The 15,961-nt window shown below is 53.4% G+C and carries 16 protein-coding genes and 1 tRNA gene; 1 reads left to right on the top strand and 16 read right to left on the bottom strand.

Annotation, left to right across the window (positions count from 1 at the left end; genetic code table 11):
* Position 1: 1 nt before the first annotated feature.
* The 12 genes from ACETWG_13305 to smpB form a co-directional block, all read right to left on the bottom strand.
* The gene (locus ACETWG_13305; protein ID MFB0517563.1) at positions 2–709 is read right to left on the bottom strand and encodes a PspC domain-containing protein; all 708 of its coding nucleotides are present in this window, start codon (positions 707–709) and stop codon (positions 2–4) included.
* Between the two features lie 73 nt (positions 710–782).
* Positions 783–1,730: a histone deacetylase gene (locus tag ACETWG_13300; GenBank protein ID MFB0517562.1), complete on the bottom strand. Its 948-nt coding sequence runs from the start codon at positions 1,728–1,730 to the stop codon at positions 783–785.
* Positions 1,731–1,749: 19 nt separating this feature from the next.
* Positions 1,750–2,526: an ATP-binding cassette domain-containing protein gene (locus ACETWG_13295; GenBank protein MFB0517561.1), complete on the bottom strand. Its 777-nt coding sequence runs from the start codon at positions 2,524–2,526 to the stop codon at positions 1,750–1,752.
* 8 nt (positions 2,527–2,534) lie between these two features.
* Positions 2,535–3,239, bottom strand: a complete 705-nt coding sequence (locus ACETWG_13290) for a gamma-glutamyl-gamma-aminobutyrate hydrolase family protein (protein MFB0517560.1) — start codon at positions 3,237–3,239, stop codon at positions 2,535–2,537.
* A 117-nt stretch (positions 3,240–3,356) separates the two neighbouring features.
* Positions 3,357–4,292 carry a thioredoxin-disulfide reductase gene (gene trxB / locus ACETWG_13285; protein ID MFB0517559.1) on the bottom strand — a complete coding sequence of 312 codons (936 nt, stop codon included), beginning with the start codon at positions 4,290–4,292 and terminating at the stop codon, positions 3,357–3,359.
* Between the two features lie 16 nt (positions 4,293–4,308).
* Positions 4,309–4,635, bottom strand: a complete 327-nt coding sequence (gene trxA / locus ACETWG_13280) for a thioredoxin (GenBank protein ID MFB0517558.1) — start codon at positions 4,633–4,635, stop codon at positions 4,309–4,311.
* Positions 4,636–4,791: 156 nt separating this feature from the next.
* Positions 4,792–6,030 carry an ABC transporter permease gene (locus ACETWG_13275; protein ID MFB0517557.1) on the bottom strand — a complete coding sequence of 413 codons (1,239 nt, stop codon included), beginning with the start codon at positions 6,028–6,030 and terminating at the stop codon, positions 4,792–4,794.
* Positions 6,027–6,935 (bottom strand): ABC transporter ATP-binding protein, encoded by a 909-nt coding sequence (locus tag ACETWG_13270; protein MFB0517556.1) that lies wholly within the window; start codon positions 6,933–6,935, stop codon positions 6,027–6,029. The genes ACETWG_13275 and ACETWG_13270 overlap by 4 nt, the downstream gene beginning before the upstream one ends.
* Positions 6,936–6,944: 9 nt before the next feature.
* Entirely contained in the window at positions 6,945–8,024 is a 1,080-nt protein-coding gene (locus tag ACETWG_13265; GenBank protein MFB0517555.1) for an alkaline phosphatase, read from the bottom strand.
* A gap of 76 nt (positions 8,025–8,100) precedes the next feature.
* On the bottom strand, positions 8,101–8,928 hold the full coding sequence (locus ACETWG_13260) for a 5'-nucleotidase, lipoprotein e(P4) family (protein MFB0517554.1): 828 nt from the start codon (positions 8,926–8,928) through the stop codon (positions 8,101–8,103).
* Between the two features lie 38 nt (positions 8,929–8,966).
* Positions 8,967–10,175: a tyrosine--tRNA ligase gene (gene tyrS / locus ACETWG_13255; protein MFB0517553.1), complete on the bottom strand. Its 1,209-nt coding sequence runs from the start codon at positions 10,173–10,175 to the stop codon at positions 8,967–8,969.
* 3 nt (positions 10,176–10,178) lie between these two features.
* Entirely contained in the window at positions 10,179–10,640 is a 462-nt protein-coding gene (smpB, locus tag ACETWG_13250) for an SsrA-binding protein SmpB (protein ID MFB0517552.1), read from the bottom strand.
* Between the two features lie 134 nt (positions 10,641–10,774).
* On the opposite strand from smpB, the gene ACETWG_13245 reads away from it, so the two are divergent.
* A tRNA-Leu gene (locus ACETWG_13245) sits at positions 10,775–10,858 on the top strand.
* 1,222 nt (positions 10,859–12,080) lie between these two features.
* On the opposite strand, the gene ACETWG_13240 is transcribed toward ACETWG_13245, so the two are convergent.
* The 4 genes from ACETWG_13240 to ACETWG_13225 all read right to left on the bottom strand — a co-directional run.
* Entirely contained in the window at positions 12,081–12,395 is a 315-nt protein-coding gene (locus ACETWG_13240; protein ID MFB0517551.1) for a hypothetical protein, read from the bottom strand.
* 266 nt (positions 12,396–12,661) lie between these two features.
* Complete coding sequence (locus ACETWG_13235) at positions 12,662–13,951, bottom strand: MFS transporter (protein ID MFB0517550.1); 1,290 nt, start codon at positions 13,949–13,951, stop codon at positions 12,662–12,664.
* Between the two features lie 22 nt (positions 13,952–13,973).
* Complete coding sequence (locus ACETWG_13230; protein ID MFB0517549.1) at positions 13,974–15,251, bottom strand: BamA/TamA family outer membrane protein; 1,278 nt, start codon at positions 15,249–15,251, stop codon at positions 13,974–13,976.
* 21 nt (positions 15,252–15,272) lie between these two features.
* A partial coding sequence (locus tag ACETWG_13225) for an endonuclease/exonuclease/phosphatase family protein (protein ID MFB0517548.1) occupies positions 15,273–15,961 on the bottom strand: 689 nt, incomplete at its 5' end.

The raw sequence follows: 15,961 nt of genomic DNA, 5'->3' as shown, positions 1-15,961 counted from the left end.
TTCACGCTTTTTCGGTATCCCCTTTAGTACCCTTGCCACGTTTACTCGCAGTATCGGCTTTTTTTGCCGGGGCCTGCTCAGCCTCGGTTGCGGTCTCAAACGGTTCTTCCGGCAGAGCCACAAGCAGCACCAGATAAATCAGAACACCGGCCAGGTAGAAAAAGGAGCCGGCCACGAAAAGAACACGTACCAGGGTGGAATCAATTTGAAAATAGTCCGCGATGCCGCCGCAGACACCGCCAATTTTCTTATCCTCCCGGCTGCGATAGAGCCTCCGTTCCCCGGACACAACTTTACCGGAAGCCACCCGGGCGAAGGTATATAATAAATAGATGCCCACTAGCACCAGTGCAAAAGGGACGAAATCCCGGGAATGCAGCCGCACTCCGGGGATCATGGGCCAGTAAATAAACCGGAATTGGCTGCTATAGAGAACAACGCCCATGGCGATAAGCGCCAGGCCCCACCAGAAGCGTCCCTTACTTATGGCGGTTGGAGGAGCAGCGGCACGCTCGGCCTCCTCCGCCTCCGGTTCCATAGGTATGATGAGCCAGGCAATCAGGTAAAGCAGCAACCCCACTCCACCAAAGAGAATCAGGAGTAGCCAGACCAACCGGATAAGCACTGGATCAATACTAAAGTAATATCCAAGCCCGCCGCATACGCCTGCTATGACCCGGTTGGAATGGGATCGATATAGCCGTTTCATGACTTCTACCCTCCGTTAAGCTTCGCTAATGAATTTGCCGGCAAGTGGGTTCCCTCTGATAGTTGGGGTTCTCTTATGACCCCTGAGCCAATGCGGCCAGATGTCGTGATACCGATTCAGCCAATGCGGCCAGATGATATCCCCCTTCAAGAAATGAGATAATTCGCCCCTGAGATAAATCTCCCGCCAGTCGGCTCACCACTTGAGTCATACGCTCATATCCCTCGGCCGTAATGTTCATATGCCCCAAAGGATCATATTCATGGGCATCGAACCCGGCCGAGATGAGGATCAGTTCTGGACGATATGCCATGAGTGCTTCTGTCACAGGACCTTCTATGATATCCAAAAAGTCACCATCGCTCTTCCCGGCTGCTAGGGGAAAGTTAAGTGTATACCCCCGTCCTGGCCCTACTCCCTTTTCGTCTAGCCGGCCTGTGCCCGGGTAGAGTGGAAATTCATGCGTACTGATATAATAAACTCGATCAGTTCTAAAAAAGATTTCCTGGGTCCCGTTTCCGTGATGGACATCCCAATCAATAATCGCCACTCGCTCCACCTGGTGGGCCTGATGGGCATAACTGGCAGCCAGAGCTACGTTAGCAAAGAGACAGAAACCCATGGCCATCGCTGGCCGGGCGTGGTGTCCCGGGGGCCGGCCCAGGATAAACGCAGTTTGAGAACGATTAGAAAGCACATCATCCACCGCCTGTATACCAGCCCCCACTACCTTACGCGCCGCCAGAAAAGAGCCAGGGGAGACCTCCGTATCAGCAGAATCCAATAAGGTCGGCCCCCGCCGCGTCATGTGTTCTACACGTTGAATATACTCCAAGGGATGAATCAAGGCTATTTCATCCGGCGTGGCGGCGCGGGCTTCAATTTTGTGGAAAGCTTCCCACTGACCGCGCTCGACCAATAACTCCTGAATAGCCAGGAGGCGACTGGATGATTCGGGATGACCCGCACTCACCTTGTGGTTGACAAAGTCAGGGCTCCAATAGATGGTTAAGGGAATCACTGTACAATCTCAAGCATTATCATCGGGAAGATTTGGTTCTTGAAGGACTATTCCCCCGGGGTTTAGGGGAACGATTGTTGTTCCCAACGCCAGCCGGACTCCGCCTGCCTCGACTGCCCTCACGCACCGAACGAATCATGGCGATACGTCCGTGATCCAGGGTTACCGATACACCTGACATCCGTCGTATGCTCGCAGGATTAAGGGTCGACACCAGCACGGTTGTTCCCTCATGACTGCATTTACGCAGGAGCTGGCGCTTGACCAGATCGAGCTCATCATAGCTCATATGCTGCTCCATTTCATCGATGATCAGGACCTTCGCATCTGAAGCTACACAAATAGCCAGATCAATCCAGCGCTTTTCACCCGGAGAAAGAGTCTTCACACTCCGCGGCAGCTTATCTCTCAAGTTCATACGCTTAATGACTTCCTCGAGCCGGTCAGCGGCTGAGTCTGTGGACCAGGAGGCGGTCCGGATGCGCTTAAGCATATAGCGCCGCACGGTTTCGCGTGATCTTCTGCCTGAAGACACCTGGGGGAGATAAAATACTTCCTCCCTAAATTTCCGGCGAACCTTCGGGCTGGAGATTGAGTCTCCTTCGTAAATGATGCTGCCACCAGTGGCTCGGCGTTCACCCGCCAGCATTTCCAAAAGGCTCGTTTTCCCCGATCCCGGCTGACCAATAATAGCGTAGACAATGCCACGATGAATCTCAAAATTGGTGATAGAAAGGACCGATTTCTTCCTGATGTATAGACTCAGGTTCTTGATCTGAAAAAGTGGCTGCTGCATGAATTCTCCTATGCGGTTACATGTCTAATAAAATTGGTAAGAACTTTCCGGGAGTTATCGCCGCTTCCTCCCGGACTCTGGAAAGTGGCATCCGGGTCGCGGTCCAACCGCAAGGCCACATACATACGGGCAATCTCGGCCGTGAACTCAGGGTGGAACTGTACCCCGAAAGCCTGGTGACCAAACTGAAACGCCTGCAATCCCATCTCATTGATCGCCAGTACCTGCGCACCGGGCGGTAGGCTGGTAACCACTTCCCGATGGGTTTGATAAACGGGGATACGACTAGCCATCCCTTGAAAAAGGGGGGCCTTAGTCCCGGCTCTGGTGAGATCTATCACTGCTGGGCCCATCTCCCAGCCCTTGGGATTGATCTCTACCTTGCCACCAATAGCTATAGCCAGCAGCTGATGCCCAAAGCAGACTCCCAGAATGGGCTGGCCGTCATTAGCGGCCCGGACAATACCCTCTTTGACGGCCGGAAGCCAGGGAAACTCATCATGCACTGAGCCTGATGAACCGGTGATGATCCAGGCATCGGATTCGGAATGCTTCGGCGGTGGATCCCCATCGAATAGATAGTGGACCCGGAAGCGTGCGGGCACTTCCGGTCGTTCCTGAAACCAGCGATCGAAATCACCGAAGTGCTCGCGGATGGGAGGCAAGGTCCGTCCCATCATGAGAATATCGATGAAGGGTATAGCCCGACTCACTGGTGCACCTTCGGTTGCCAGCCCGGAAAGTTGGAAGCAATCAGAAATATTATTTCCCTCATCGGCACGTTCGCAACTCCGCGTGCCTCGAAAGGAGGATCAACTGCAGGAAGGGACCTAGGCTTGGCTCTCTAGGAAACGCTCTGCATCAACGGCTGCTATGCATCCAGATCCCGCAGCGGTAACGGCCTGCCGATACACTGCATCCTGGACATCGCCGCAGGCGAATACCCCAGGAACTGAAGTACGTGTAGATTTGCCCTGAGTAATGATATACTCCCGCTCGTCCATCTCCACCTGACCCTTAAACAGCCCGGTGTTGGGAGTATGACCGATGGCGATGAAGACGCCATCACATCGAAATTCCTCGGTTTCACCAGTCTGGGTGTCCTTGAGCATCACACCGGTGAGGCCGCCGTTTTGGGGATCACCCAGCATTTTTTCAACAACTGCGTTCCAACGAATATCTATCTTAGGATTGTCGAAAATTCTCTTCTGCATGATCTTAGAGGCACGGAACTGATCACGGCGGTGAACAATAGTCACGCGGGAGGCGAACTTGGTCAGAAACCTGGCCTCCTCCATTGCGGAGTCACCACCACCTACTACAATCACTTCTTCATCTTTGAAGAAAAACCCATCACAGGTGGCACAGGCGGAAACTCCGCGCCCGATAAACCGGGACTCTGATTCCAGTCCCAGAAAGCGGGCTGAAGCACCTGTACTGATAATTACGGTCTCCGCTTCGGTAAGCTCATCATCAGCCAAGATTTTAAAGGGATGCGAAGATAAGTCTACCTCGGTGACGGTCTTAAAGCAGGTTTCCGCGCCAAAACGCAGTGCTTGCTTGCGAAACAATTCCATCATTTCAGGCCCCAACACACCGTCAGGATAACCGGGATAGTTTTCTACGTCGGTGGTTATCATCAGTTGACCGCCAGGTTGGGAACCTTCAAACACCAGGGGCTTCAGGTTAGCCCTCGCAGCATAAAGAGCGGCCGTAAGGCCGGCAGGGCCGGATCCGATAATCACTACCTTTCGAGGTTCGGACATTCTTCCTTTAAGAAACCTACAGGGCCCGGTTTAACATATCCATGATTTGAGCCTTGGGAACGGTCCCTACGATCTGGTTGTTTACCTGACCATCTTTAAATAGAAGGATACTCGGAATACTGCGAATACCATATCTGGCCGCTATCCCCGGATGATGATCAACATTTAGCCTACCAACGGTAATTTTATCCTTGTATTCCGTGGCTACTTCTTCGATTGTCGGGGCAATCATGTGGCATGGGCCACACCACTCCGCCCAAAAATCGACCAGCACCGGCTGGTCAGAAGATAATACCTTCTCATCGAAGTTTTGCTCTGAGAACTCTATTGTATTTGCACTCATCGTGCTTATGCTCCTTCGTCACATAGTGTCAAAAATCACCGTTATTACACTATTGTAAATTATCTCTAAAGTTCCCTTTGAGGCAAAGGGTACGGCGGAAAGCTGAGGGATTAGTGCCGTTCTATCAGCCAAGCGACAGGTCGCTATTCCCGTCTTCTACCTCGCTTTCACCCAGCGCACTATTTCCGGCAGGGTCACGCGTTTGCCATAGAGTAGAATGGCGGTACGGAAAATGATCCCCGTCCAGTGCATCATCAGAATAGTGAACACCACCAGTACTAGCGTTGTCCCCACTACTTCCCACCACGGAACCGCAACCACCGCCAGGCGAATGATCATCAGGAAAGGAGTCAGGGGTGGGATGAATGAGGCCACCTGGACTGCCAGAGCATCGGGATGGGTCACCACATAAGTTGCAAACACCACCGGAAGAATGGGGATAAGGGTAAGCACAGCCATGAGCTGCTGGGCCTCCTGTTCAGTCTCAAACAGGCAGCCAACCGAGGCATAGATAGCGGCATAGAAGAAATAGCCCGGAATAGCGTAAAGTAAGAAGTACCCTGCTCCGCCCACTGAGATCACATCCACACCACGTCCCACCCCGGCTATTGTCATTACCAGAAGGTAGGCGGCTATCTGCGTCAGGCCTACCAGCCCCAGACCAAGGATTTTTCCGGTCATCAGGTCCCGGCTGGTGATAGATGAGAGGAGCATTTCAACTACTCGATTGCCCCGCTCAGTGATGATGCTGCGCATGAGTATCTGGGACGAGACGAAGATGGCGAAAAAAAGGATCATGGCATAAATGAAAGGAGTCAGGAAGGCCTGCATTTCATCCGACGCAGACAGCTCCTTTCCCTGGGCAAAATAGTTGGTCCAGGCGATGTCCCGCTTGAGGGTCTCGACTAGCTCCGCATCAACCTGATACCGCTGAAAAGTGGCCCGGGTCCATATATTCTGGACTGCCCGGCGCAGCTGCTCCTGCTCGAAAATGCGGCCCCGGTCCCGGGCGATATAACTCACCTTCCCCGTCTCGCCAAACTGCGGCTCAATCACCAGATAAGCATCAATGACGCCGGCGTCCAGCAGGGCCGCCGCCTCAGCTCGCTGTTGAAATTGGCCCCGGCTCAACAAGGAGTAGCGCCGATAGCGGGATTCACCGTCGGCCGTTCGATGATGCTCGTCCAATAGCTCCCCGATCTGCCGTTCCCATTCGCCGGACTCATCAACAATGGACAAAGTGAGCCCCCGAATCTCGTCCTCATCGAGCAGCAGCACCGGCAGGTAAATCGCCACCACGATGATAAGGGGCATAAGAATGGTTGAGACCAGGAAGAACTTTGAGCGGATGCGGGTGAGGTATTCCCACCGAGCTACCAGCCAGGCCGCCTTCATGCCTGATCCCCTTTCACGGCCTCAATGAAAATCTCCTCTAGTGTAGGTTCCCGTACCTTAAACTCCAGGACCCGGCCCGAATCCACCAGCCCCTTAAGGGTAGGAGCCAGCTCTCGCTTGAGGTTCCCGATCACTGTATCCTCACTGGGCGTCTCCAACACCGTCAACCACCGATCCACGGTAGCGGGTATGTTCCCGTCAAAGGTGACCTCAACGCATTGCTCGCCATGGCCTGCCTTAACCTCCGCCAGGGTTCCCGACAATACCACCCTGCCAAGGTTTATGAGGCAAATGAATTGGCAGATGCGTTCCACCTGCTCCATCTGGTGGGTCGAGAATAGAATGGTGGTACCCGCGGCCCGGAGCTCCGTGATGATTTCCTTCAGTACAATCTGGTTCACGGGATCAAGGCCCACAAAGGGTTCATCCAGGATAACTACGCTAGGCCTGTGGACCACAGCGGCGATAAACTGGGCCTTCTGCTGGTTCCCCTTCGAAAGCGCCTGGATATTCTTGTGGGCGTAGGCCTGCAGCTCGAACCGTTCGATATAAAGATCCACCCGGCTGGCAGCATCCGGTTGGGCCAGCCCTTTCAGCCGGGCCAGGTAGATGAGCGTTTCCCGCAGGCGGGTCTTCTGATATAGACCCCGCTCTTCGGGCAGATATCCGAATCGGCGGCTTTCAAGCCGGGTGATGGGATGCCCCTGATAATAGACCTCTCCTTCATCAGCCCCTAGGATCCCCATGATGATGCGAATAATGGTAGTTTTGCCAGCTCCATTGGGACCCAGTAATCCGAAGATGGTTCCCGGCTCGATCTGAAAGGAAACGCCGTCCACAGCTGTCAGGCCGTCGAAGGTCTTCACCAGGCGGTGAATATGCAGTCCCTGGCCTTCAGTAGGCACTATTGTAGCTCAGCGGGAGGTGACGTACTTGATCAAAGTCTGGCCGATGAAGGTGTTGTCCACCACAGCGTCGAAGGCCTCACCACCCGGGCCGGTGGCAAAAATAGGCACCAGGTTGCTGGTGTGACCTCTCGTCGTCCATGCCGCTTTGAGACCGCTCGCCATTGCTTTATCCTGGATGGCAAGCCCCCCGGTCTCATGATCAGCCACAAACACCACCAGCACTTCCGGGTGCTGTGTCTGGTAGGCCAACACCCTATCGATCAGATCGTTCAGCGACGCCATTTCAGCCCGCACGCGGTCCGCATCATTGCCACTACTGCCCCAATCTATCTGGCTCTCTTCCACCATCAGGAAAAAGCCGTCGGGGTCATTATCCAAGATTTCCAAAGCCCGCAGGGCCATGGCCGCAGTAGTTGGTTGGCGATTTTTATCGGCCGCTGGCAAGGATCCATCGGCAAATAGACCGACAACGGGGTGGTCCCCTCTGAGCGGCTCATGCAGACCAGCCATTATCTGGACACCGTGCGCTGACATAGCCTCCAGGAGATCAATCTCCTGTTCGCCTCCCCTGTCTTGTGCAAGGAAATGTACGCGGCCGCCGCCAAATAAGACCGTAATTCCCGCCGCAGCCATCTGTCGAGCGATCTCAGCATGCTTACTACGGGAATCCACGTGAGCAGCGAAGGCGGCGGGGGTGGCTTGGGTGATGACGGATGTCGCCACCAGCCCGGTAGCCATACCCCGCTCCCGGGCATATTCAAGAACCGTCTTCAGCGGTTTCTGATTGTCATCCACTGCTATCGCACCGTTGTAAGTCTTCACTCCGGTGGCTATAGCAGTAGAAGCAGCAGCGGAGTCGGTGACTCTTTCCCGGTCCGATGGGCAGGTTGCCATGAGACCCACATGCTGAAAGGAAGCCGGTGCATAGTGATCATTATGATAATAGGCCAGTGAGTGCTGGCCCACCCCGGCACCGTCGGCTATGATCAAGACAATCGAGCGGGGAAGATCACGACCAAATAATGGAATAAGTAATAGAGCAACCTGAATGAGTAAAAATCTGTTCCTGAATCGCCATCGACGCATCGGCCTTAACACCCCTTAGTGAAATTGAAACCTGATGATTGTCCGTCCAACTGCAGGTATTTGAATCAGACCAGATTTAGAACCGCAGGGCCTGATACTTTTTCTCAATACGGGACTGACGGTCTAATCCATATCCTTCTGCTCCGAACAATGCCTTCTCCCAATCGCCATATAGCGGGTTGGGGAGAATAATCCATTTACTACCCCAATAGGCGGCATACTGGTTGGGCAATTCATTCCGCCCGGGCAGTGGTTGATTCACGAAAGCCGATGAAAAATCCCGGGCATCGTCCCCTATCAGCAGCAAAATGCGGTACTCCTGAGCTACGGCACCACGCCTCAATCCTTTATCAGAATTGTCGCCTCGAGTGAGTATAGTTTCGCGTTCGGTTGACAGCGGGAAGCCCAACCCCTTCAAATTCTCGCGCGTCGCTTCCCGCAGGTGATCCTGGCGATTGGTAATGTAAAAGATAGTGACCCCTTTAGTGGCCGCGTAGCGGCAAAAATCCAGTGCCCCCGGTACAGCCGCGGCCCGGGCCTCCTTTACCCAGACATCCCAGGTTTCATCGGTGAAAATTGCCTGGTCTCGAATGAGGCGCGCTTCGTTCGGCGAATTATCCAGCACGGTCTCATCTACGTCAACAATCACGGCTGGTGGCAGGTTTGAATAGTTCCCCGTTTGTTCGAGTGCCGCCGTCCACGAAGGATCGGCGAGGGCGTGATCCAGCTGCTCTTTTGCCCAGCGATAGCCTTGGAGACCCACGGCTTGATATTCGGCTGACTGTTGGATCCATAAAGTAGCATTAAATAGCTCATGTGTGATGGGAGTCTCGGGCCGACGGTAGCAGCCCGTAATGACAAGTGCTCCCAAGATTAATATGAGCCACACTCTTCGTGAATGCATCACTCTCATTCTCCATATGGCAGTTGCTATTAAAATGGTCAGGATATTTTCAGGAATCGCCGCTTGCCCACCTTGACGATGTAGGTTTTTCCTTGCTGAACGAGGAAGTTCATATCACCAATTACTTCACCATCCACCTGGACAGCACCCTGATCGATCAACCTACGCCCCTCGCTATTCGACCCTGTAACCGCCGCCTCCGTTAGAATCTGCACTAAAAAGGACTCAGGCTTATCAAGGCGGTATTCGGGAATTTCATTCGGCAGGTCTTTCTGGATGAAGAGCCGCTCAAAGGCTTGCTCAGCCTCCTTTGCCGCGCTGCCGCTGTGGTAGAGAGCAACGATCTCCCGGGCCAGCCGGCGTTTGGCGTCCCTGGGACTAAGTTTTAACTGATCTAGGTCCTTTTGTATCATGACCAATTCGTCGGTTGTGGCTTCAGTGCAATATTCGAAATAGGGTAGGATGAGGGTATCAGGAATGGACATGACCTTCCCATACATTTCATCCGGGGGATCAGTGAGACTGATATAGTTGCCGAAGGACTTGGACATCTTTTCCTTGCCGTCCGTTCCCGCAATCAGGGGCGTAATCAGGACTACCTGGGGCGATTGATCAAACTCGCGCTGAAAGTCCCTTGCTACCAGCAGGTTAAAGGTCTGGTCGGTTCCTCCCAGTTCCACGTCCGCTTCGAGGGCGACGGAATCGTATGCCTGCGCAACCGGATAAAGGAGTTCGTGCAGGGAAATGGGAGTCCCCGCCTGGAAGCGCCGGGTGAAGTCATCCCGCTCCATCATACGCGCGACAGTGATATGGGAAGCCAGACGGATCAACTCGGTGAAATCGATCCGGCCCAGCCACTCCGAGTTATAGGTGATCCGGAGGCGCTCCTTACTGAGCACCAGGGTGGCCTGTTCGTAGTAGCTCTGGCCGTTTTCCCGGGTCTCCTCCAAGGAGAGTGGTGGACGAGTCTTACTACGACCGGTGGGATCGCCAATCATGGCAGTGAAGTCGCCAACAACCAGAATTGCCTCGTGTCCCAGGTCCTGAAAGTGCCGCAGCTTGCGCAGAACCACGGCATGGCCCAGGTGCAGGTCCGGGCGGCTGGGATCACAACCCAGCTTCACCTTCAAAGGATGCCCCGATTTGCGCGACTCCTCCAGTTTCTGAACCAGTTCTTCTTCGGGAATGATGCGCTCCACACCCCGCTTTAGCAGCTCCATCTGTTCGCTGACCGAAGGAAATCTCATCCGCTAACGACCTATCCGATGGGGTCTGACAGCCCGTTCAATCTGCCGTTTCATGTCTCGCTCAGCAATATCACGACGCTTATCATGCAGCTGCTTACCACGGCAGACAGCCAGCTCTACTTTGGCCCAGCCCTCCCGAAAATAGATTGACAACGGGATCAGGGTTTGCCCCTTGATTTCAGCCGCTTTGTGCAGCCGGCCCAGCTCCCGGCGACTCAGCAGCAGCTTTCGCTCCCGCAAATTGTCGTGTCCCTCGTAGCCCGCATGGGAATAAGCACCGATATGGACATTTACCAGGTACAGTTCGCGATCACGAAAGCGGGCGTACCCATCGGACAGGTTCACCCTGGCTTCCCGCAACGCTTTCACCTCGGTGCCCAACAACGCCAGACCGGCCTCGTAGGTTTCCAAGATATGGTACTGGTGGCGAGCCTTGCGATTGGTTGCGATAACACGTTTTTCCACTCGACCTCCGGATGATTAATTTAGAATTTTTATTTAGGATGCTTCAAGTTTAATCCCCTTGACAGGGGAAACTATCCATCCTTAAGCTCGACGCAGTTGCGCGGTTCTCTTTTAAATATGTGGATAGACCCACCGCCCGGGTGGCGGAATTGGTAGACGCGCTAGGTTCAGGGTCTAGTGTCCTTATGGACGTGCTGGTTCAACTCCAGTCCCGGGCACTCAAGTCTCTTTCCAATAAGAAGACCATTTTTTAGGGATTAGTGCTTACTTTAGCCACTAATTCACATACTTTATAAAGAGCGTGCCAGTTATTCCTAAGCAACCTAGTATTTTTATTACTTATCCCTATTTCTAACTTCGTACCAGACAGAGTGCCCAAATCAAGTAGTTGCCTTGTTCCATAGTTAGTAGTTAGAATGTACCTAATTTTAACAGCCAGGCAGGTAATCCGATGAAAGAAAGACGGAGCGGAGTTGATCGACGTCGTCATGGTGAACGACGAAGTGGCATCGATCGCCGTAAAGTAAAAGGCCGCCTCCGCAGCACTGCAAACAAGATGGGAGCGGGCGAGGTAATCGTTGAAAAGCGATCAGGTGCCGACAGGCGTTCAGGTAAAGATCAGCGCTCTGGCAAGAATCGACGCCAAACCAGTGCCAACAGTCCATCTTAAGACTTTACTGTAGCCTTCATTTTCAGATTCATTGGTGTTCAGCCTTGTTATATTCGATATAGTCTCTAATCAAATACGAGGATAGGTGAGCGATGCGTAGTAGTAATAACCGACGCGACTCGAATGGTCGACGTAGCAGTTCAGATCGTCGTCGAAATTCCATTCCAGTGGAAAATGAGCGCAGAAACAGATCTGACCGGCGATCCGGCAATGACCGGCGTTCTGGTGCTGATAGACGGAACTAAAGCTTTTTGGATAATATTTAGCATACCTCACAAATAAAAATATATGATAATAATATGATATCCTTGATAAATTATTACTTTCCACAAGTTGTACTTTTCACATCCGATAAAGGAAATATAAATGGCTGAAAAAAATGCGAGTGAAAACCGGCGTAAAACACCAAATCGCCGGACTGGTAAAGAACGGCGTATAGGGATGATTCCCAAAGCTATGGAGCGATTAGGATTGGTACGAGTTGCTGTCGAGAAACGGTCCGGTGGTGATAGGCGCTCAGGCCTTGACCGGCGCAGGGGTTTCATATTGTCTCTGAATAGCGAGGTATGGTAAGCCCCACTTTTTATATCACCCCGTTTTACCCCACTTTTACGGGCCTGTAAGATCCCTCCCTCCAAGGGGAATAAACGGAGTGGAGAAATAATTCATTCCGCTCACCAGTACTTCAACTTTATAAAAAAATTAAAAAAACAAACGCTTGAGCCGTTCGACCCAAGCGCTTCCACGTAAGGCTGTCAAAGATGAAATGGTCACATGGCGGCACTGGCCTTGGCAGGCTCAACCGGGAGCGGCCGATAGCCCAGAGAAATCAAAATGTGGCTCAAATCCTCGATAGAGAGCCGGGCCTTGTTGTAGGTGATTTCCAGATGGTTATCGGCTTTTGATAAACGGACCGAGTGAATGCCATTATATTTAGCCAATGTAGATTCAACCAACTCGGGCTGTGCTGTTGCAGTTGGGATAAGCTGAATAGAGGTTTGCACCAACTCCTGGCGACTATAAGTCCCACCCACCATGATGGCAAAGACAAGAACAATTAGTAAAATCGGTCCGAAGTATTTCATGCCTCTCAAAACCTGCCCTATAAATATATACCGTTTATTGTAAATATATATCAAAACGTCAGGCATGTCAATGCTTTTTGGCTTAGAGATGAAGGGATTTATGGGATTGACTTAAAGTAATTCATTAGAGCAGGCAGATACCAAAATCTATACCATTTATAGTATATTAAATAAAGGATTATACATTATGCTGTACCCCTCAACGATTAGACACGGTAAGCTTAATATTATCGCGATGGAAAAAAGCGGGTGGATTATATCGAGGATTACTCTCTGCGTCTCGCGGCCTGCATGCCTTCGCGCTCATTGACTGTGAGCAGGAGCAGAGCCCCAATAATAAAAAGCAGGGCCACAATCCAGACACCGGCTCTCTGCGAGTCGAAGAGAGCGGTAAACCGCCCAAACAGGAATGGCCCGATAAAGGCGGTAGCCTTCCCCGAAAAGGCGAAGAAGCCGAAAAACTCGTTCTTTTTATCAGGCGGTGAGAACCGTCCCATCAGGGAACGGCTGGCGGCTTGGTTGGGGCCTACGAGGAGCCCGATGACGATTCCGGCGATCCAGAAGACGAGCCGGCTGGCGGTTAAAGCCGCGACCACCGTCGCCAGGATCAGCCCGATCAAACTAACCTGAATGGTTCGTTTCCCGCCCAGGATATCATCCATGAAACCCATTATGAAGGCGCCTATTCCTGCAGCCACATTCAGTGCCACACCGAAAATCATAATTTCTTCAATGGTGAAGTCAAAAGTGCCAGCAGCATAAATGGCGCCAAAGGCAAAAATCGTCACCAGACTGTCATTATAGATCATGCGTGCGATGAAGAAGCGAACTACCTGCCGGTACTTCCGGATGTGACGGAAGGTCTCCATCAGCTGCTTCCAGGCTGCTTCATAAATACTTTCCTCAGGAGGACTTATACGGGACTTATCTTCCTTGACCCACAGGAAGATAGGTATACTGAAAAAGGCAAACCAGCCGGCCACCAGTAGGTTTGTGGCCCGGATATTTTCCCCCGCTTCCTTGGCGAAACCGAACCACGGCACCTCAGGATTGACAAACCCGATCATGGCAATAAACATGGCCAACAGCCCACCGATGTAGCCCAGCGACCAGCCGTATCCCGATACGCGCCCAATGTGATCTTGAGGGGCAATGTCCGGCAGGAAAGCATTATAGAACACCCCTCCCATTTCGAAAGCAATGTTGGCCAGGACGAACCACACCAAGGTAATGGTAATCTCACCCGGTAGGGGCTTGAAGAGCATGATCGAGCCTGCCACACAGATAGCCGTGGCCAGCAAGAGGAATAATTTGCGATATCCTCCCCGATCCGCCAGCGCCCCCAACAGGGGCGAAAGGAAGGCCACCGTGAGGGCTGTGATGGTTACGCCCCACGACCACAAGGCCGTCCCGGTTATCTCATCGGGCGCGATGGCCTTGGTGAAATAGGTGGCGTAGATGAAGGTCACTACCAGGGTGGTGAAGGCCGAGTTGCCGAAGTCGTACATGCACCAGGCAAAAACGGCCCGGCGGTTAAGTGCAGGTTGTCTCTTCATCCCTGACCCTATTTTTCCGCGACTAGAAGAGCCAGTCCAGATCCATATAGACCTTAACGCCCGGGCCGTCCAGCTCCCCGTCCACCGGAAATCCCAGCTCCAGGCACATGATAAAAGTATCGTTCGGCGCCAGGCGCAGCCCGAAGCCAACCCCCTGATGCAGACGATCGGTTACCTCCTCCGACATGTCATACAGCTCCGCCGTCGACTCCTCATCGAACAGGCAGCCGAAATCGTAGAACCCGCTGGCTGCCATATACCCTGTCCGCCACAGTGGCAGGAAACGGTAGCGCAGCTCCAGATTGCTATAGAAGAACCGCTTTCCTACCGCCCGCTGCCACAGAACGCCACGGATGGTCTTACTGCCCCCTAACCCGGTCTCCGTCCTAAAGGATCCGTCCAGCCGGGGCACGGAAAAAAAAGGCGCCCCCTCGGTCATGTAGCGACCGCTGACCCGGAAGGCAAACGTGATCTTCTCCGAGAGCGGCACGTACTGCCGGTGGGTTGCCGTGAGCACGGCGTAGCTGAAATCGTTACCCAATATACCAGGCACCCAGCGCAGCAGCACCTCCGACCAGAAGCCCCGTTGTGGCGAGGTCTCGTGATCCCGGCGGTCCCATACCAGCCCCGCCAAGAGGCCGTTCTCCCAGCCCCCGGCGGTATCCGCGCCCAGGTAATCCCAGTGATGCGCCAGCAGGGTTTCACCAGCGGGCCGGTCGAAATCGGAATAATCAATCGTGTCCACCTGCGTTTTCAGTAGTACCAGCCCCACCAGCCAGCGAATCGCATCACTCCTCAGCTGCCCCTGCACCAGGGTATTGACCTGGAAGTAGCGCTTGTCATACATATAGTAGAACCGGCCGCGGTAATCCAGGGATGTTGAATCGATGAACGCGCTGTTGTAGTTCGTCTGGGCACCACCGGGGCCGTGATAGGGTTCCAGCAGAGAAACCTGGTAGCAGGCATCGAAGGTCAGACGGAGATCCGCTGGCAGTAGGTACTTGCTGTCGAAGCGATAGACATACTCCTGGATGCCACGGGTGGTCAGCTCGAAAGAGGCCCGGTGAGTGTAATAATAGGGCTGGTATTCGGGACTGCGCTTGTCGTCCCATTGGAGCACAAGGCCAAAGCCGAAGCCCGCATCGTCACTGAACCTGGCAAAAGGCAGGAAGCCGATACTGTAGGGCTTGGGGGGCTTTTCATCAGGTCCCTGACCATTTTCACCGGCTATCGCACAGGTCCCGGACAGGCTGAGGCTCACCATAAGTAGAAAAATGGCGGCCTGGCGGATGGATTTCATGAGCTACTCCGGCAATTCCTTCTATTGTTTTGAATTTAATCGGATAGTGGCCAGCACGCCGAAGTGATCTGAAGGGTGCTGCCCTTTTGTCACTTGATCGAAAACAACTTCACTGCGCAGAATATACTTCGCTGGCACTTTCTTCACGAAGATATAATCGATCCGCCGGGAGACCTGTCGATTCAGGGCCTTAAGCTTTTCCCACACCGTGTATGCGGAGTCATACGGGTCCGGCACGTCGTAGTAGGTCTGGATATTAAGGTTGCTCTCCGGCTCCCACGTAGAGCCCGGCTCGTCAGTACCATGCAGCTGCGCCCAGGTGTCGATAAAGTCATCCACCAGTACCCAGGTGATCTCTTCGGACTGCGGCTGGGCGTTGAAGTCCCCCATCAGCACGACCGGTGCCTCCGGCGGCAACTTGGCCCGCATCCACGCCAGAAGGCCCTGGGTTTCGCTCTGGCGCCGGTCGATGCTACCCCGCCAGCGCTCCACCAGGGCAGCATATTCCTTTTCCGTCATAGTGCTTGCCTGCCGGTGCAGCTCCATCTCCCGGCCCCAGCGTTCGTCATCCGGCAGCCCGGCGTGCAGGTGCGCATTCACCACGTAGATGTCTTTGCCCTCCACCGTGATACGCCCTGCGATAGCCTGGTTTGACTCAGCAAAGTGAAAGGCGAAAAAATCGCCGATGATGCCACTTCCCGGCGAAAGCC

This window comes from Candidatus Neomarinimicrobiota bacterium (assembly GCA_041862535.1).
In the GTDB taxonomy this organism is placed as follows: Bacteria; Fidelibacterota; Marinisomatia; order SCGC-AAA003-L08; family TS1B11.
Note: the sequence above shows the minus strand (reverse complement) of the source record. Positions and strands in the feature narration are given on the sequence as shown.